9 protein-coding genes and 1 pseudogene are annotated in these 14,071 nt (G+C 66.1%); 9 read left to right on the top strand and 1 reads right to left on the bottom strand.

The features are described 5' to 3' along the window. Positions 1–12: 12 nt before the first annotated feature. The gene (locus AC3RCP_RS13985) at positions 13–1,974 is read right to left on the bottom strand and encodes an oxidoreductase (RefSeq protein ID WP_492570050.1); all 1,962 of its coding nucleotides are present in this window, start codon (positions 1,972–1,974) and stop codon (positions 13–15) included. Positions 1,975–2,180: 206 nt separating this feature from the next. On the opposite strand from AC3RCP_RS13985, the gene AC3RCP_RS13990 reads away from it, so the two are divergent. The 9 genes and pseudogenes from AC3RCP_RS13990 to AC3RCP_RS14030 all read left to right on the top strand — a co-directional run bounded on the left by AC3RCP_RS13990 (position 2,181) and on the right by AC3RCP_RS14030 (position 14,068). Further along, positions 2,181–3,230, top strand: coding sequence for an ABC transporter substrate-binding protein (locus AC3RCP_RS13990; protein WP_492570052.1), 1,050 nt, complete (start codon positions 2,181–2,183; stop codon positions 3,228–3,230). A 102-nt stretch (positions 3,231–3,332) separates the two neighbouring features. Next, positions 3,333–3,965 carry a TetR family transcriptional regulator C-terminal domain-containing protein gene (locus AC3RCP_RS13995; RefSeq protein WP_492570053.1) on the top strand — a complete coding sequence of 211 codons (633 nt, stop codon included), beginning with the start codon at positions 3,333–3,335 and terminating at the stop codon, positions 3,963–3,965. Between the two features lie 106 nt (positions 3,966–4,071). After that, positions 4,072–4,788: a response regulator gene (locus AC3RCP_RS14000; protein ID WP_053278786.1), complete on the top strand. Its 717-nt coding sequence runs from the start codon at positions 4,072–4,074 to the stop codon at positions 4,786–4,788. 5 nt (positions 4,789–4,793) lie between these two features. Beyond that, on the top strand, positions 4,794–5,567 hold the full coding sequence (locus AC3RCP_RS14005; protein ID WP_492570472.1) for a substrate-binding periplasmic protein: 774 nt from the start codon (positions 4,794–4,796) through the stop codon (positions 5,565–5,567). Then, a complete protein-coding gene (locus AC3RCP_RS14010) occupies positions 5,564–7,825 on the top strand; it encodes an ATP-binding protein (protein WP_492570055.1) in 2,262 nt (753 codons plus the stop codon). Before AC3RCP_RS14005 ends, AC3RCP_RS14010 begins: the two co-directional genes overlap by 4 nt. 209 nt (positions 7,826–8,034) lie before the next feature. After that, positions 8,035–9,455: pseudogene (locus AC3RCP_RS14015) on the top strand (amino acid permease); the annotation flags it as partial. Positions 9,456–9,850: 395 nt separating this feature from the next. Beyond that, entirely contained in the window at positions 9,851–10,642 is a 792-nt protein-coding gene (locus AC3RCP_RS14020; protein WP_492570057.1) for an enoyl-CoA hydratase/isomerase family protein, read from the top strand. 135 nt (positions 10,643–10,777) lie between these two features. Then, a complete protein-coding gene (locus tag AC3RCP_RS14025; protein ID WP_492570059.1) occupies positions 10,778–11,938 on the top strand; it encodes an acyl-CoA dehydrogenase family protein in 1,161 nt (386 codons plus the stop codon). Positions 11,939–11,965: 27 nt separating this feature from the next. Then, positions 11,966–14,068 carry an acetate--CoA ligase family protein gene (locus AC3RCP_RS14030; RefSeq protein ID WP_492570473.1) on the top strand — a complete coding sequence of 701 codons (2,103 nt, stop codon included), beginning with the start codon at positions 11,966–11,968 and terminating at the stop codon, positions 14,066–14,068. Positions 14,069–14,071 lie beyond the last annotated feature (3 nt).

The following is a 14,071-nucleotide window of genomic DNA, read 5'->3' on the forward strand; positions in this document are numbered from 1 at the left end:
GTATAAACAGGCTCAAAGCTGCCAGGCGACTTTCAATCCTTCATAAATCGCTTCCTCGGCGGTGCGCGGCGCCAGGCAGTCGCCGATGCGCTGGAATTCCACCAGCCCTTGCAGCTCGCTGGCCAGGCTGTCCAGCGGCTGATGGCCCTGGCAGAGCACCAGGGTATCGACGTTCTCCAGCAACATCGGTTCGCCGCTGGCGGTGTGTTGCAGGTAGACGGTGTTGTCGTCGCAACCGTAGAGCCGGGCATAGGGCGTGATGGCGATGCCCAGCCGATGCAGTTCCCCCGCCAGTTGATCGCGCACGTAGAGCGGCAGGTTTTCCCCGCAGTGGGTGCCGTTGACCGCCAACTGCACCTGATGCCCGGCGCGCGTCAGGCGTTCGGCGATGCCGGGGCCGATCCAGTCGCAGCGCCAGTCGACCACCACCACCGAGCGCCCGAGCGGCACCTCATCGCGCAGCACCTGCCAGGCATCCACCACCTGTAATTCACCGCCGCGCTCGAAGGCCGGCCAATAAGGCTCGGCCCCGGTGGCGATGATCACCACGTCCGGCCGTTCGCGCTCCACCAGGGCGCGGTCGACGCGGGTGTTGCGCACCACGCGCACGCCAGCCAGTTCCATCTCCCGCTGCAGGTTGGTGCTGGCGCCGCCGAACTCGCTGCGGCGCGGCAGCAGTTGCGCCAGCAGCACCTGGCCGCCCAATTGCGCACTGGCCTCATACAGGGTCACCTCATGCCCACGCTGCGCGGCCACCGCCGCGGCTTTCATCCCGGCCGGGCCGCCGCCGGCGATCATCACCCGGCGCGGCCTGACGGTGGGCTGCAGGGCGCCGAACAGCAGTTCGCGTCCGGTTTCCGGGTGCTGGATACAGGAGATCGGCAGCCCCTTGTGAAAGTGCCCGATGCACGCCTGGTTGCAGGCAATGCAGGCGCGCACGTCTTCGGCGCGCCCGGCCTCGCTCTTGTTCGGCATCTGCGGATCGCAGATCAGTGCGCGGGTCATGCCGCAGACATCCGCCTGGCCGCGGGCGAGGATCAGTTCGGCTTCCTGGGGCTGGTTGATGCGTCCGGTGACGAACAACGGAATCTTCAGGCTGGCCTTGAAGGTCCCGGCTTCCCGGGCCAGGTAGGCCGCCTCGATGGCCATCGGCGGCACGATGTGCACGGCGCCGCCGAGGGACGCCGAGGTGCCCGCGACGATATGCACGTAGTCCAGTTGCGTTTGCATGGCCTGTACGGCCGCCAGGGATTCGTCCTCGGTCAGGCCCTCGGGGTCGCGCTCGTCGGCGCTGATGCGCAGGCCGATGATGAACTGTTCGTCGGTACTGGCCCGCACCGCCGCGATGACCTCGCGCAGAAAGCGCAGGCGCTGCTGTAGGTCACCGTTGTACCCGTCACCGCGCCGGTTGACCCGCGGGTTGAGGAATTGCGCCGGCAGATAACCATGGCTGGCGACGATTTCCACGCCATCCAGCCCGGCCTGGTGCAGGCGGCGCGCAGCCGCGGCGTAACCGCCGACTATCTCGTCGATCATGCCCTGGTCCAGGGCTCGGGGCATGACTCTGAAGCGTTCGTTGGGCACCGCCGAAGGGGCATAGGCGACCGCCAGCAGGCCGTCGCTGGACTCCATGATTTCCCGCCCGGGGTGAAAGATCTGCGACAGCACCAGGGTGCCGTGGGCGTGACAGGTCTGTGCCAGTTGCCGATAGCCGTCGATGCAGGCGTCGTCGGTGGCCATCAGCACATGGGAGGTGTAGCGCGCACTGTCGTGGACCCCGGCCACCTGCAGCACGATCAGCCCGACGCCGCCTTCGGCCCGTGCCCGGTGATAGGCGATCAGCTGTTCATTGACAAGGTTGTCGGTGGGCATCGAGGTGTCGTGACCACTGGACATGATGCGGTTCTTCAGACGCTTGCCACGTAGCTGCAATGGCTCGAAAAGATGGGCGAAAGCAGGGCTTGAGATCGACATGCAGGTGCTCCAGCGGGCCGCGGCCAAGAGGTTCGGCGTTATTGTTTTGCCCTATAGAAATTTACCCTTAGTAAAAAATCAACTTGTTTTTTTACTTGGCGTTGCAGTAGCTTCGACCTGCGCCCACCCCTGGGGCGAACCTCACAACAATAAAAATGGGCTGCGTCGGCACCTTGCTCACGTGGTACCTGCACGAGGAACCCGCGATGAAATCCAATACGCTCAAGCACGTTTTCTCCCCTTTGTTGCTGTCCCTGGTTGCAGGCCTGGACTGCGCCCAGGCGGCGCCGGAAATGGTGGTGGTCGGTTACGGCGGCGCCGGGCAAAAGGCCCAGGACGTGGCGTTCTTCCAGCCGTTCAGCGCCATTGACCAGAGCCGGTTGATCCAGAGCGAGTACAACGGCGAGATGGCCCGGATCAAGGTCATGGTCGACACTGGCAATGTCGATTGGGACCTGGTGCAGATCGAAGGTCCGGACCTGATGCGCGGTTGTGAGGAGGGTATGTACGAGCCATTGGACTGGAAGATCCTGGGGCGCGCCGACCAGCTGATTGCCGACGCGGCGCAAGCCTGCGGTTCGGCGGCCCTGGTATGGAGCGTGGCCATCGCCTATGACACGGACAAACTGGCCAAGGGGCCGGCGTCGTGGGCGGACTTCTGGGACGTGGCGAAGTTTCCCGGCAAGCGCGGCCTGCGCAAGCGCGCGGTGTACAACCTGGAGTTCGCGCTGCTGGCGGACGGGGTGAAAGTCGAAGACGTGTATGCGCAACTGAATACGCCGCAGGGTGTCGATCGCGCCTTCGCCAAGCTCGACCAGCTCAAGCCCCATATCCAGTGGTGGGAGGCCGGGGCGCAACCGGCCCAGTGGCTGGCGGCCGGCGATGTGGTGATGACCTCGACCTACAGCGGCCGCGTCGCGCAGGCGGCCCAGGCCGGCAGCCATCTGGGGCTGGTCTGGCCCGGCAGCCTGTACGGCATGGATTACTGGGCGATCATCAAGGGCTCCAGGCATGTCGACCAGGCCAAGCGGTTCATCGCCTTTGCCAACCGGCCCGAGGCCCAGCTCAAGTATGTCGAGCAGATTCCCTACGGGCCGACCAACACCGAGGCCGCCGCCCGGCTCGCTCCCGACCTGTCGCGATGGGTGCCCACCGCCCCGCAGAACCTCAAGGGCGCGCTGGCGATGGACGTGGGGTTCTGGGTCGATCATGGCGAGGAACTCGAAGAGCGTTTCAACGCCTGGGCCAGCAAGTAAACACCCGGGGCCCATCGTGGCCAGCGCTGGAGGCGGCGAAGGTTCTTGCTGTACAGTCGTTCAGCGCCGCCCCCATCGATTGCCCAAAGGAGATTGCCGCCGATGAGTCAGGAAGCCCGTTTTTCCAGGATGGAGCCGGAACTGCGCAAGGCCAATCTGATCGAGGCCACCCTGGTCTGCCTCAAGCGCCATGGTTTCCAGGGCGCTTCGATACGGCGGATCTGTGCCGAGGCCGGGGTGTCGGTAGGGCTGATCAGCCATCATTATTCGGGCAAGGACGAACTGGTGGCCGAGGCCTATCTGGCGGTGACCGGACGGGTCATGAACCTGTTGCGCGAGGCCATGGCCCAGGCCGCGCCGAGTGCCCGGGAGCGCTTGTCGGCGTTTTTTCGCGCCTCGTTCTCGGCCGAATTGCTCGACCCGCAGTTGCTCGACGCCTGGCTGGCGTTCTGGGGCGCGGTGAAGACCGCCGAGGCGATCAACCAGGCCCACGAACACTCCTATGGCGAATACCGCAACGAGCTGAGCGGGGTGCTCGGCGATCTGGCCGCGGAGGAGGGCTGGGAAGACTTCGATGCCGACCTCGCCGCGATCAGCCTCAGCGCCTTGCTCGATGGGCTCTGGCTGGAGTCGGGGCTCAATCCCGGGACGTTCACCCCGAACCAGGGCATGCAGATCTGCGAAGCCTGGGTCGACGGTTTGCAGGCTGGTGCCCGGCGGCGATTCCGGCGATAGACGGAGGGCTGTTGATCGATCGTTCAGCAGTGGCTAACCTCTGGGCGCTGATGCGGTAAAACTCTAATAAGAAACGCGCCTTCGGGCAGGTCCAGGACAACAAGCGATGACTCCTCGGGTACTGATCGTCGACGACGATCCGCTGATTCGCGAACTGCTGCATGCCTATCTCTCCCAGGAAGGTTACGAGGTGCACTGCGCCGAGACGGCGGAGCTGGCCGAAACCTTCCTGGCCTCCCACGTGGTCGATCTGGTGATGCTGGATATCCGCCTGCCGGGCAAGGACGGCCTGACCCTGACCCGGGAGCTGCGGGTGCGTTCGGAGGTGGGGATCATCCTGATCACCGGGCGCAACGACGAGATCGACCGCATCGTGGGCCTGGAATGCGGTGCCGATGACTACGTGATCAAACCCCTCAACCCGCGCGAGCTGGTGTCCCGGGCGAAAAACCTGGTGCGTCGGGTGCGCCATGCCCAGGCTTGCAAGCCCGAGCCGGCGATCGCACGTCCGGTCAAACAGTTCGCCGCCTGGGCCCTGGACACCGATCGCCGGCGCCTGATCGACCAGGCCGGCGGCGAAACCCTGCTGACCCAGGGCGAATATCAGCTGCTCAGTGTGTTCCTGCGCAACAGCGGGCATACCCTGAGCCGCGACCAGCTGATGGACCAGATCCGCAACCGCGAGTGGGTGCCCAACGACCGTTCCATCGATGTGCTGGTCGGCCGCCTGCGCCGCAAGCTGCATGACGATCCGGCCGAGCCGCAACTGATCATCACCATCCACGGCGCCGGGTATCTGTTCACGGCCAGTGTGGCGGCATGAATGCCCTGGGGCGATGGCTGGCGCTGCTGATGCTGCTGGCGCCGCTCGGCACCCTGGCCGCCGAGCGCATCCGCTACTGCGACTACCCGGTGTATCCGCCGGTGTCCTGGAGCGACGGCCGGCAGGTGCGCGGCCTGGCGCCCAACGTGGTCAAGCAGCTGTTCGGGCAACTGGGCTACGAGGTCGAGATCGTGGTGCTCGGCAACTGGCAGCGCTGCCTGCTGGACGCCGCCGCAGGGCAGGTCGACGTGATCCTGGCCTACAGCACCGTGCAACGCGAGCAGAGCATGCGTTTTTCCAGCGTGCCGGTGCTGCGCGAAGAGGTCGCGGTGTTCGTCAATCGCCGCTATCCAGTGCGGTTCGAACGCCTCGAAGACCTGGCCGGTTACCGCGGCGGCTTGCTGTTCGGCGAAAGCTACGGCCTGGAGTTCGACCGCTTTGTCGCCCGGCACCGCAATATCGAATGGGTGTCCGACAGCCAGCAGAATTTTGGCAAGCTGATTCGCGGCCGTATCGACTTCATCACCCAGGAACGGCGCACCGGGCAGTTGTTCGTCGAGCGCCTGCCGGGGGCCGAAGACATCGTCGCCTTGCCCGCGGCCCTGAGCGTCGACTACCTGCGGATCGCGGTGTCGCGGCGCTCCCCGTTGGCCCGGCGCATGGCGGAAATCGATGCGCAACTGCAGCGCATGGTCGATGCCGGCGAGATCGAACTCTGGCTGAATGAAAGCGAGGCCACTTACCGCGACATGCTCAAGCTGCCGGCGGATGCCCGATGATCAGCGCCCGGCCCGGCGGCCTGCTGCGACGCCTGCTGCTATTCATCCTGCTGTTCAGCCTGTGTTTCACCGTGCTCGCCAGCACCGTGCAGCTGTATTTCGAGTACCGCCGGGAAATGCGCGACATCGATTCGCGCATGGCGCTGATCCGCGCCGGTTACCTGGCCAGCCTGGAGCGCAGCCTGTGGGACCTGAACCAGGAGCAACTGAATGTGCAGCTGCGCGGCCTGGTGGACTTCTCCGACGTGGCCCGGGTGCACCTGCGCAGCCCGGACTTCGACCTCGTGCAGGGCAACCCCGAGCCGCGCGGGCCGCTGCGCATCGAGCGTTTCGAGCTGGATTACCAGCCCCCGAGCGGTGGCTCGCGGCACCTGGGCCAGCTGGAAGTCAGTACCGACCTGGGCGCCGTGCATCGGCGCCTGTACGCCACCGGGCTGACCAGCCTGCTGTGGATGAGCGTGTTTCTCTGCGGCCTGGCGGTGGCGTTGTCGGGGCTGTTCTACCGACTGGTGACCCGTCACCTGCAAGTGATGGCCGGATTCGCCCGGCGCGTCGCCGACGGCGATTGGCATGAGCCGCTGCGCCTGGACAAGAGCCGCCGCGGCGGCGAAGACGAAATCGATACCGTGGCCCACGCCCTGGATGACATGCGCCGGGCGATCCTCAGCGATATCGACCGCCGTGAAGTCGATCGCCTGGCCTTGCAGGACAAGCGCGACGAGCTGCAGAAAATGGTCGAGCGGCGCACCGCCAGCCTGATGCGCGCCAAGGACGAGGCCGAAGCGGCCAACCTCGCCAAGTCGCGGTTTCTCGCCACCATGAGCCACGAGTTGCGCACGCCGCTCAACGGCATCCTCGGCATGGCCGAACTGCTGCGCGGCGCGCCCCTCGACGAGCGCGACGGCAAACGCCTGGAAGCCCTGTACAAAGCCGGGGAAGGCCTGCTGACGATCCTCAACGAGGTGCTGTATTTCGCCCGGCTGGAGGAGGGCGAAAGCCATCCGGAACCGGTGGACTTCTCGGTGCGGCAACTGATCGACGAAGTGCTGACGCTGCTGGAGCCGCGGGCACAGGGCAACGGTACCCGCCTGCACAGCCGGATCGATGGGCAACTGGCCGAGCGCCTGCACGGCGCCGAGCAGTTCTTGCGCCAGGTGTTGAGCAACCTGCTGGCCAACGCGATCAAGTTCACCACGGCCGGGCAGATCGTCGTGGCGGTCGAGGTGATGCCGCAGACGGCGCAGCAGGGCGGCCAGCGTCTGCGCCTGAGCGTCAGCGACAATGGCATCGGCATTGCCCCGGCGATGCAGGAGAAGATTTTCGAGCGTTTCACCCAGGCCAGCGAAGAGGTCGCGCAGCGTTATGGCGGCACCGGCCTGGGCCTGGCGATCAGCAAGCATCTGGTGGAGTTGCTCGGCGGCCGCATTGGCGTCGACAGCGAAGTGGGGCGGGGCAGTCGCTTCTGGTTCGAGCTGGAGTTGCAGGCCGCCGTTGGCGGCAGCGAAGTCGCGACGGCCAGCACGCCGGTCCAGGCGCTGGAGATTCTGGTGGTCGAGGATGTGGCGCTGAACCGCGAGGTGGTCAGCGGCCTGCTGGAGAGCGATGGGCACCGGGTCTGGCTCGCCGAAGAGGCCAGCCAGGCCCTGGCGCTCTGCCGGCAGCGGCGTTTCGACCTGATGCTGCTGGACGTGCACCTGCCAGGCATCAGCGGCGTCGAACTGTGCAAACGCATTCGTGGCACGCCGGGGGCCAATCGCGACTGTCGGATCTTCGCCCTGACTGCCAGCGTCCAGCCGGCCCTGGTGCGCAGCTACCTGGAGGCCGGCATGCAAGGCATTCTGGCCAAGCCGCTGAAACTGCACAGCCTGCGCCAGGCACTGGCGGGCCAGGCGCCGCTGGCTGCCGCGGCACAGACCGATGAAGAACTGGACGGGGCGTTGCTGGAAACCCATCGTGCCTTGCTGGGCACCGAGAAACTCAAGGGCCTGCTGATGGTACTGCGCGATTCGTTGGCCCAGCACCGGGTGACGCTCACGGACGCCATCGCGGCCGACGACTGCACTGAGATCGCCCATCTGGCCCACCGCCTGGCCGGGAGCAGCGACTCTATGGGCCTGAGCGCCCTGGCCAGGGTCATGCGGGCGCTGGAGGCGGCGGCGCTGGGCAACGATCAGCAGGCGGTGCAGCGCCTGGCCCCGCAGGTGAACGCGCAATTGCAACGCTCCCTGCAGACCCTGGATGCGCTGCTGGAGAGCTGACGTACAAAATCCTTACGACTTTTTACATCTTTGATCTTCAGGTTCAACGCGAACTTACATGGCTTTCCAATAATCGCTTGAACCGCGCCGGGCGCGGTCCTCGAAGCTTATTGGAGATAATAATAATGAACTGCCGTAAAGCTGATCCTTCCCCGCGCCATGACGTCCTGTCAGCCGCCGCGCCCCTCACTGACTGCTGAGGTGCCGACATGAGCGAATCTATCGAACGCAAAGGCATCCACCTGACCCGGGCCTTGAAGAGCCGGCACATTTTCATGTTGTCTCTGGGCGGGGTGATCGGCACCGGGCTGTTCATGGGCTCCGGCGTGATCATCAACCAGGGCGGCCCGGTCGGGGCCATCCTGGCGTACCTGGTGGCCGGTTTCCTGATGTACCTGGTGATGGTCTGCCTGGGCGAGCTGTCGGTGCAGATGCCGGTATCCGGCTCGTTCCAGACCCACGCCACGAAGTTCATCGGTCCGGCCACCGGCTTCATGATCGGCTGGGTGTACTGGATGAGCTGGGCCACCACCGTGGGCCTGGAGTTCACCGCCGCCGGGATGCTGATGGAGCGCTGGTTCCCCGGCGTGCCGATCTGGTACTGGTCGGGGCTGTTCGTGGCGGTGCTGTTCGGCATCAACGCCCTGGCCACCCGCGCTTTCGGTGAGGCGGAATACTGGTTCTCCGGGATCAAGGTGGCGGCGATCCTGGGCTTTATCGTGGTCGGTGTGCTGGTGATCTTCGGCGCGATCCCGCTGGCCAGCGGCGCACCGGCGCCGATGATGAGCAACCTGATCGGCGACACCCTGTTTCCCAACGGCCTCTCGGCGGTGTTCGCGGTGATGATGACCGTGGTCTACGCCTTCCAGGGCTGCGAGATCATGGGCGTGGCGGCGGGGGAGACCGACCAGCCGGAGAAGAGTATCCCGCGGGCGGTGCGCAACGTGGTGTTCCGCGTGCTGATCTTCTACGTGCTGGCGATCGTGGTGCTGTCGGCCATCGTGCCCTGGCAGCAGGCGGGGCTGATGGAAAGCCCGTTCGTCCAGGTGTTCGACATGGTCGGTATTCCTTATGCCGCCGACCTGATGAACTTCGTGATCCTCACCGCGATTCTCTCGGTCGGCAACTCGGGCCTCTACGCCTCGACCCGGATCCTGTGGGCCATGTCGAAAACCGGCATGGCCTCCAAAAGCCTGTCGCCGCTGAGCAAGCGCGGCGTGCCGCTGCGGGCGCTGAGCATCACCCTGGGTTTTGCCCTGATCTCGCTGATGACCAGCTTCATCGCCGCCGACACGCTGTTCATGGTGCTGATGGCCGTGAGCGGCATGTCCGGCACCGTGACCTGGATCGTCATCGCCCTGGCCCAGTACAAGTTCCGCCGCGCCTACCTGCGCGACGGCGGCCAGCTCAGTGACCTGAAATACCGGGCGCCGTGGTTCCCGCTCCTGCCGCTACTGTGCATCGGCCTGTGCTGCTCGCTGTTCGTGTTCCTGGCCATGGACGCGACCCAGCGGCCTTCGCTGTACTGGGGCTTCGGCTTTATCGCACTGTGCTACGGCGCCTACTACCTGGTGCAGCGCAAGCGCCAGCCGGTGCTGGCGCCAACCGTGCCGGTCTAGGACGGGCAGCGGTAAAACCAAAACGCGACAGGCGACTGTCGCGTTTTCGTTTGTGCCAACCGAATCCTGTAGCCGCTGCCGCAGGCTGCGATCGGGGCACAGCCCCGTAAACCGGACGACGCGGTGTGACTGACTCTCGGCGGTGTCTGGGCTGGTGCGCAGCCTCGCTTTGGCTCGGCAGCGGCTACAAAGGCCGCTCCCCTGTAGCCAGTTGTTCAAAGTTGTAACACCACGCCGGCCGCGCACCGCGGAACAGAAAAATAACTCAATGAAAACAATCGAGTAGCGCCTGTTTACCGCTGTTACAAGGCCCCGGGCCGCGGATTGTCGCCTTGCTGAACACTCGTTTAGTATCGTCGGCAAGTCGTCCCCACCTCACGCCAAACACAATAATTCGAGGACTCACATGACTACTCCGTCGTCGCTGCTCTGTCAGGTCGAAGCAGGCGTTGCCTGGATCACCCTCAACCGCCCCGACCAACGTAATGCGCTGGACATTCCCACGCTGCACAAACTCCACGGCCTGCTGGATGACTGCAACGCCGATCCCGCGGTCCGCGTGCTGGTGCTGACCGGTAGCGGCCGCAGCTTTTGCGCGGGCGCCGACCTTACCGAGTGGGCCGAAGCCGAGGCCCGTGGGGCGCTGGAAAGTTATGGCTGGACCGAAACCGCCCACGCGCTGATGGGCCGCCTGTACAGCCTGGATAAACCGACCATCGCCGCGATCAACGGCACCGCGGTCGGCGCCGGAATGGACCTGAGCCTGTGTTGCGACCTGCGCATCGCTGCCCGATCGGCGCGGTTCAAGGCGGGCTACACCAGCATGGCGTACTCGCCGGACGCCGGCGCCAGTTGGCACCTGCCGCGGCTGATCGGCAGCGAACAGGCCAAGCGCCTGTTGTTTCTCGATGAGCCCTGGGGAGCCGAGCGTGCCCTGGCGGCCGGGCTGGTCGGCGAGGTGTGCGCCGACGAACAGCTGTCGAGTGTGGCCGGGGCGCTGGCCGCACGCCTGGCCAGCGGGCCGACCTTTGCCTTTGCCCAGACCAAGCAGCTATTGCGCGAAGGCGCCGGGCGCAGCCTGCCCGAGCAACTGCGGGCCGAGCTGGCCGCCGGCCTGCTGTGCGGGCGCAGCGCGGATGGCGCCGAGGCCCTGCGCGCCGCGACGGAAAAACGCGCGCCGAACTTTATCGGGCGCTAGGCCCGACCCTGTAGGAGCAGCCGGTCGACGCTCGATTGCTCGCGATGTGGGCGCCGCGCTGTGTCAGGCATGACGCCATCGCGAGCAAGCTCGCTCCTAAAGGTCCCTCAATAAAAACGCACAACAGGTAGCGCCATGAATTTCCAACTGAGCCAAGAACAAGAAATGCTGGTGGATGCGGTTCGCAGCTTCGTCGCCAAGGAACTGTTGCCCCATGAGGAGGCGGTGGACCGCGCCGACGAAGTCCCTGCGGAACTGGCCGCGCAGATTCGCGGCAAGGCCATCGCCGCCGGTTTCTATGCCTTCAACATGCCCGAGGCAGTCGGCGGCGGTGGCCTGGACTATCTGTCCCAGGCGCTGATCGAGCGCGAGCTGTCCAAGTGCTCCTGGGCCCTGCATGTGTTTGTCGCACGGCCGTCGAAGATTCTCATGGCCTGTACCGGCCAGCAGATCGACGACTACCTGCTGCCCTGCATCCAGGGCGAGAAGATCGATTGCTTTGCCCTCACCGAACCGGGCGCCGGTTCCGACGCCAACGCGATCAAGACCCGCGCGGTCCGCGACGGCGATGACTTCATCCTCAATGGCAGCAAGCATTTCATCAGCCACGCCGGGCACGCCGATTTCGCGATTGTCTTCGCCGTGACCGACACCTACGAGCACAACGGTCGCAAACGCAACGCCGTGACCTCGTTCCTGGTGGACCGCGGCACGCCGGGCCTGACCATTCGCCGCGGGCCCAAATGCGTGAGCAACCGTGGTTACCACACTTTCGAGATGTTCTTCGACGACTGTCGCGTGCCGGCGTCCAAGGTGCTGGGCGAAGTCGGCAAGGGCTGGGAGGTGGCCAACGCCTGGCTCACCGCCGGCCGCGTGATGGTCGCGGCCAACTGTGTCGGCCAGGCCCAGCGCGCGTTGGATGTTTCGCTGCAATGGGCGGCGGATCGCCAACAGTTCGGCCAGCCGATCGGCAGCTACCAGGGGGTCTCGTTCAAGCTGGCCGACATGGCCACGCAGATCCGCGCGGCCGAGCTGTTGACCCTGCACACCGCCTGGAAGATGGACCAGGGCAGCATGACCGACGGCGAAGCCGGCATGGCCAAGCTGTTCGCCAGTGAGGTGCTCGGGCGCGTGGCCGACGAGGCGGTGCAGATTTTCGGCGGCATGGGCCTGATGGACGAAGGGCCGGTGGAGCGCATCTGGCGCAACGCGCGGATCGAGCGGATCTGGGAGGGCACCTCGGAGATCCAGCGGCACATCATTTCCCGCGAACTGCTGCGTCCGCTGTTGCGCTGAGCCGCCTGGAGAATGCCCATGTCCCAGATTCTTCGCGACAACCTCAAACGACTGCTCGCACCGCGCCATCTGGCCTTTGTCGGGGGGCGCAGCATGGCCCGGGCGCTGCGGCGCTGCGCCGAAGGCGGTTTCCAGGGCCCGATGTGGCTGGTCAACCCGCAGCATGCCAGCCTCGAAGGCGTGCCCTGCGTACCCAGCGTGGCCGAGCTGCCCTGTGGTCCGGATGCGGTGTTCGTCGCCACCAACCGAGAGCTGACCCTGACCTGCGTCGCCGAGCTGGCGGCCAAGGGCGCGGGCGGGGCGATCTGCTATGCCTCGGGCTTTGCCGAGACCGGCGCCGCGGGCCAGGCCCTGCAACGGCAGCTGCTCGAAGCCGCCGGCAACATGGCCCTGCTGGGCCCCAACTGTTATGGCTTGCTCGACTATCTGCACAATGCGGCGCTGTGGCCGGTGGCCCACGGCGGCCAGCCGGTGGAGAAGGGCGTGGCGGTGCTGACCCAGAGCGGCAACTTTGCCTACAACCTGTCGATGAGCGACCGCTCGTTGCCGGTGGCGTACATGGCCTCGGTGGGTAACCAGGCGCAGCTGGGCATCGCCGAACTGATGGATGTGCTGCTCGACGAGCCGCGGGTGACTGCCATCGGCCTGCACCTGGAAGGTTTGAAAAATGTGCCCGGCTTTGCCAGGGCGGCGTACAAGGCGCTGGAGAAGGGTATTCCGATCGTCGCGCTGAAAACCGGGGTGTCGCAGATCGGTGCCGAACTGGCCTTGAGTCACACCAGTTCGCTGTCCGGTTCCGATGCGCTGTACGACAGCCTGTTCGCCCGCCTCGGGGTGATCCGCGTCAGTGGCCCGGTGAGTTTCGTCGAGACGCTCAAGGCCGCCGCCTGCGGCGCGCTGCCGGCGGGCGACAGCCTGGTCGCGCTGGCCTGTTCCGGTGGCGATGCCGGGTTGATCGCCGACTATGCCGAACGCAACGAGCTGAGTCTGGTCAAGTTCGACCCCAGCCAGCGCGCCGAACTGGCCCAGGTGTTGCCGGCTTACGCCAACCTGGTCAACCCGCTGGATTTCACCACCGCGATCTGGGGCGATGGCGAGGCCCTGACCCGCATGCTCGACAGTACCCTGCGCAGCAGCGCCGACGCGGCCATGCTGGTGCTCGATTACCCGGCGCCATTCACCGGCGAGCGCAAGGAGTGCGACCTGCTGCTGGAGCTCTACTGCGCAGCGCTGGAGCGCCACGGCAAGACCGGTTTCGTCACCTCGGCCTTTCCCGAGCTGTTGCCGGCCAGCGCCCGCGAGCGTTTGCACGCCCGCGGCGTGGCGGCCTTGCAGGGGGTGGAGGACGGGCTGGCGGCCTGGCGCCGCATCGTGCGCTATCAAGCTTCGCGCCAGGCGCTGCTGGATCTTGGCGAGGCGGCGCTGGCGCCGCTGTGTCCGCAGGCCTTGCCGGGTTCCTTGTCAGGGGGCGGGCGGCTGCTCGACGAGTGGCAATCGAAACAGGCCTTGCAGGTCTTCGGCCTGCCGATCCCCAGCGGCGTCTTGAGCACCCCGGACGGTGCCCTGCAAGCGGCCCAGGGGCTGGGTTACCCGCTGGTGCTCAAGGCGGTCAGCACGCAGTTGCCGCACAAGACCGAGGTCGGCGCCGTGGCACTGAACCTGGGTTCCCCGGCGGCGTTGAGCGTGGCGCTGGAGCAGATGGGCCGCCGGATCGCCGCCTGCGCCCCGCAGGTGCCGTTCACCCAGGTGCTGCTGGAACCCATGGCCAGTGCGCCGCTGGCCGAGCTGATCGTCGGCATCAAGCGGGAAAACGATTTTGCCCTGGCGCTGGTCATCGGCGCGGGGGGCGTGCTGGTGGAACTGCTCCAGGACAGCCGCAGCCTGTTGCTGCCGACCACCGATGGCGCCATTCGCGCGGCCGTGCTCAGCCTGCGCAGCGCGGTGCTGCTGCAGGGCTTTCGCGGGCGCGAGCCGGCGGACCTCGACGCGCTGGTGGCGGCGATCCGCGCGGTGGCGGACTACGCCTGCGAAAACGCCGGGCAGTTGCTCGAACTCGATGTGAACCCATTGTTGGTCGGTGCCCGGGGCACCCTTGCGGTCGATGCGTTGATACGCCTCGGCCACGCCTGAGGA

It is taken from the genome of Pseudomonas sp. GW822-FHT05A08 (assembly GCF_058800485.1).

What these genes read in the sequence shown, in the direction of transcription:
- AC3RCP_RS14010 (WP_492570055.1), top strand. Translation starts at nt 5,564, where the DNA reads ATGATCAGCGCCCGGCCCGGCGGCCTGCTGCGACGCCTGCTGCTATTC.
- AC3RCP_RS13990 (WP_492570052.1), top strand. Translation starts at nt 2,181, where the DNA reads ATGAAATCCAATACGCTCAAGCACGTTTTCTCCCCTTTGTTGCTGTCC.
- AC3RCP_RS14025 (WP_492570059.1), top strand. Translation starts at nt 10,778, where the DNA reads ATGAATTTCCAACTGAGCCAAGAACAAGAAATGCTGGTGGATGCGGTT.
- AC3RCP_RS13985 (WP_492570050.1), bottom strand. Translation starts at nt 1,974, where the DNA reads ATGTCGATCTCAAGCCCTGCTTTCGCCCATCTTTTCGAGCCATTGCAG.
- AC3RCP_RS14020 (WP_492570057.1), top strand. Translation starts at nt 9,851, where the DNA reads ATGACTACTCCGTCGTCGCTGCTCTGTCAGGTCGAAGCAGGCGTTGCC.
- AC3RCP_RS13995 (WP_492570053.1), top strand. Translation starts at nt 3,333, where the DNA reads ATGAGTCAGGAAGCCCGTTTTTCCAGGATGGAGCCGGAACTGCGCAAG.
- AC3RCP_RS14000 (WP_053278786.1), top strand. Translation starts at nt 4,072, where the DNA reads ATGACTCCTCGGGTACTGATCGTCGACGACGATCCGCTGATTCGCGAA.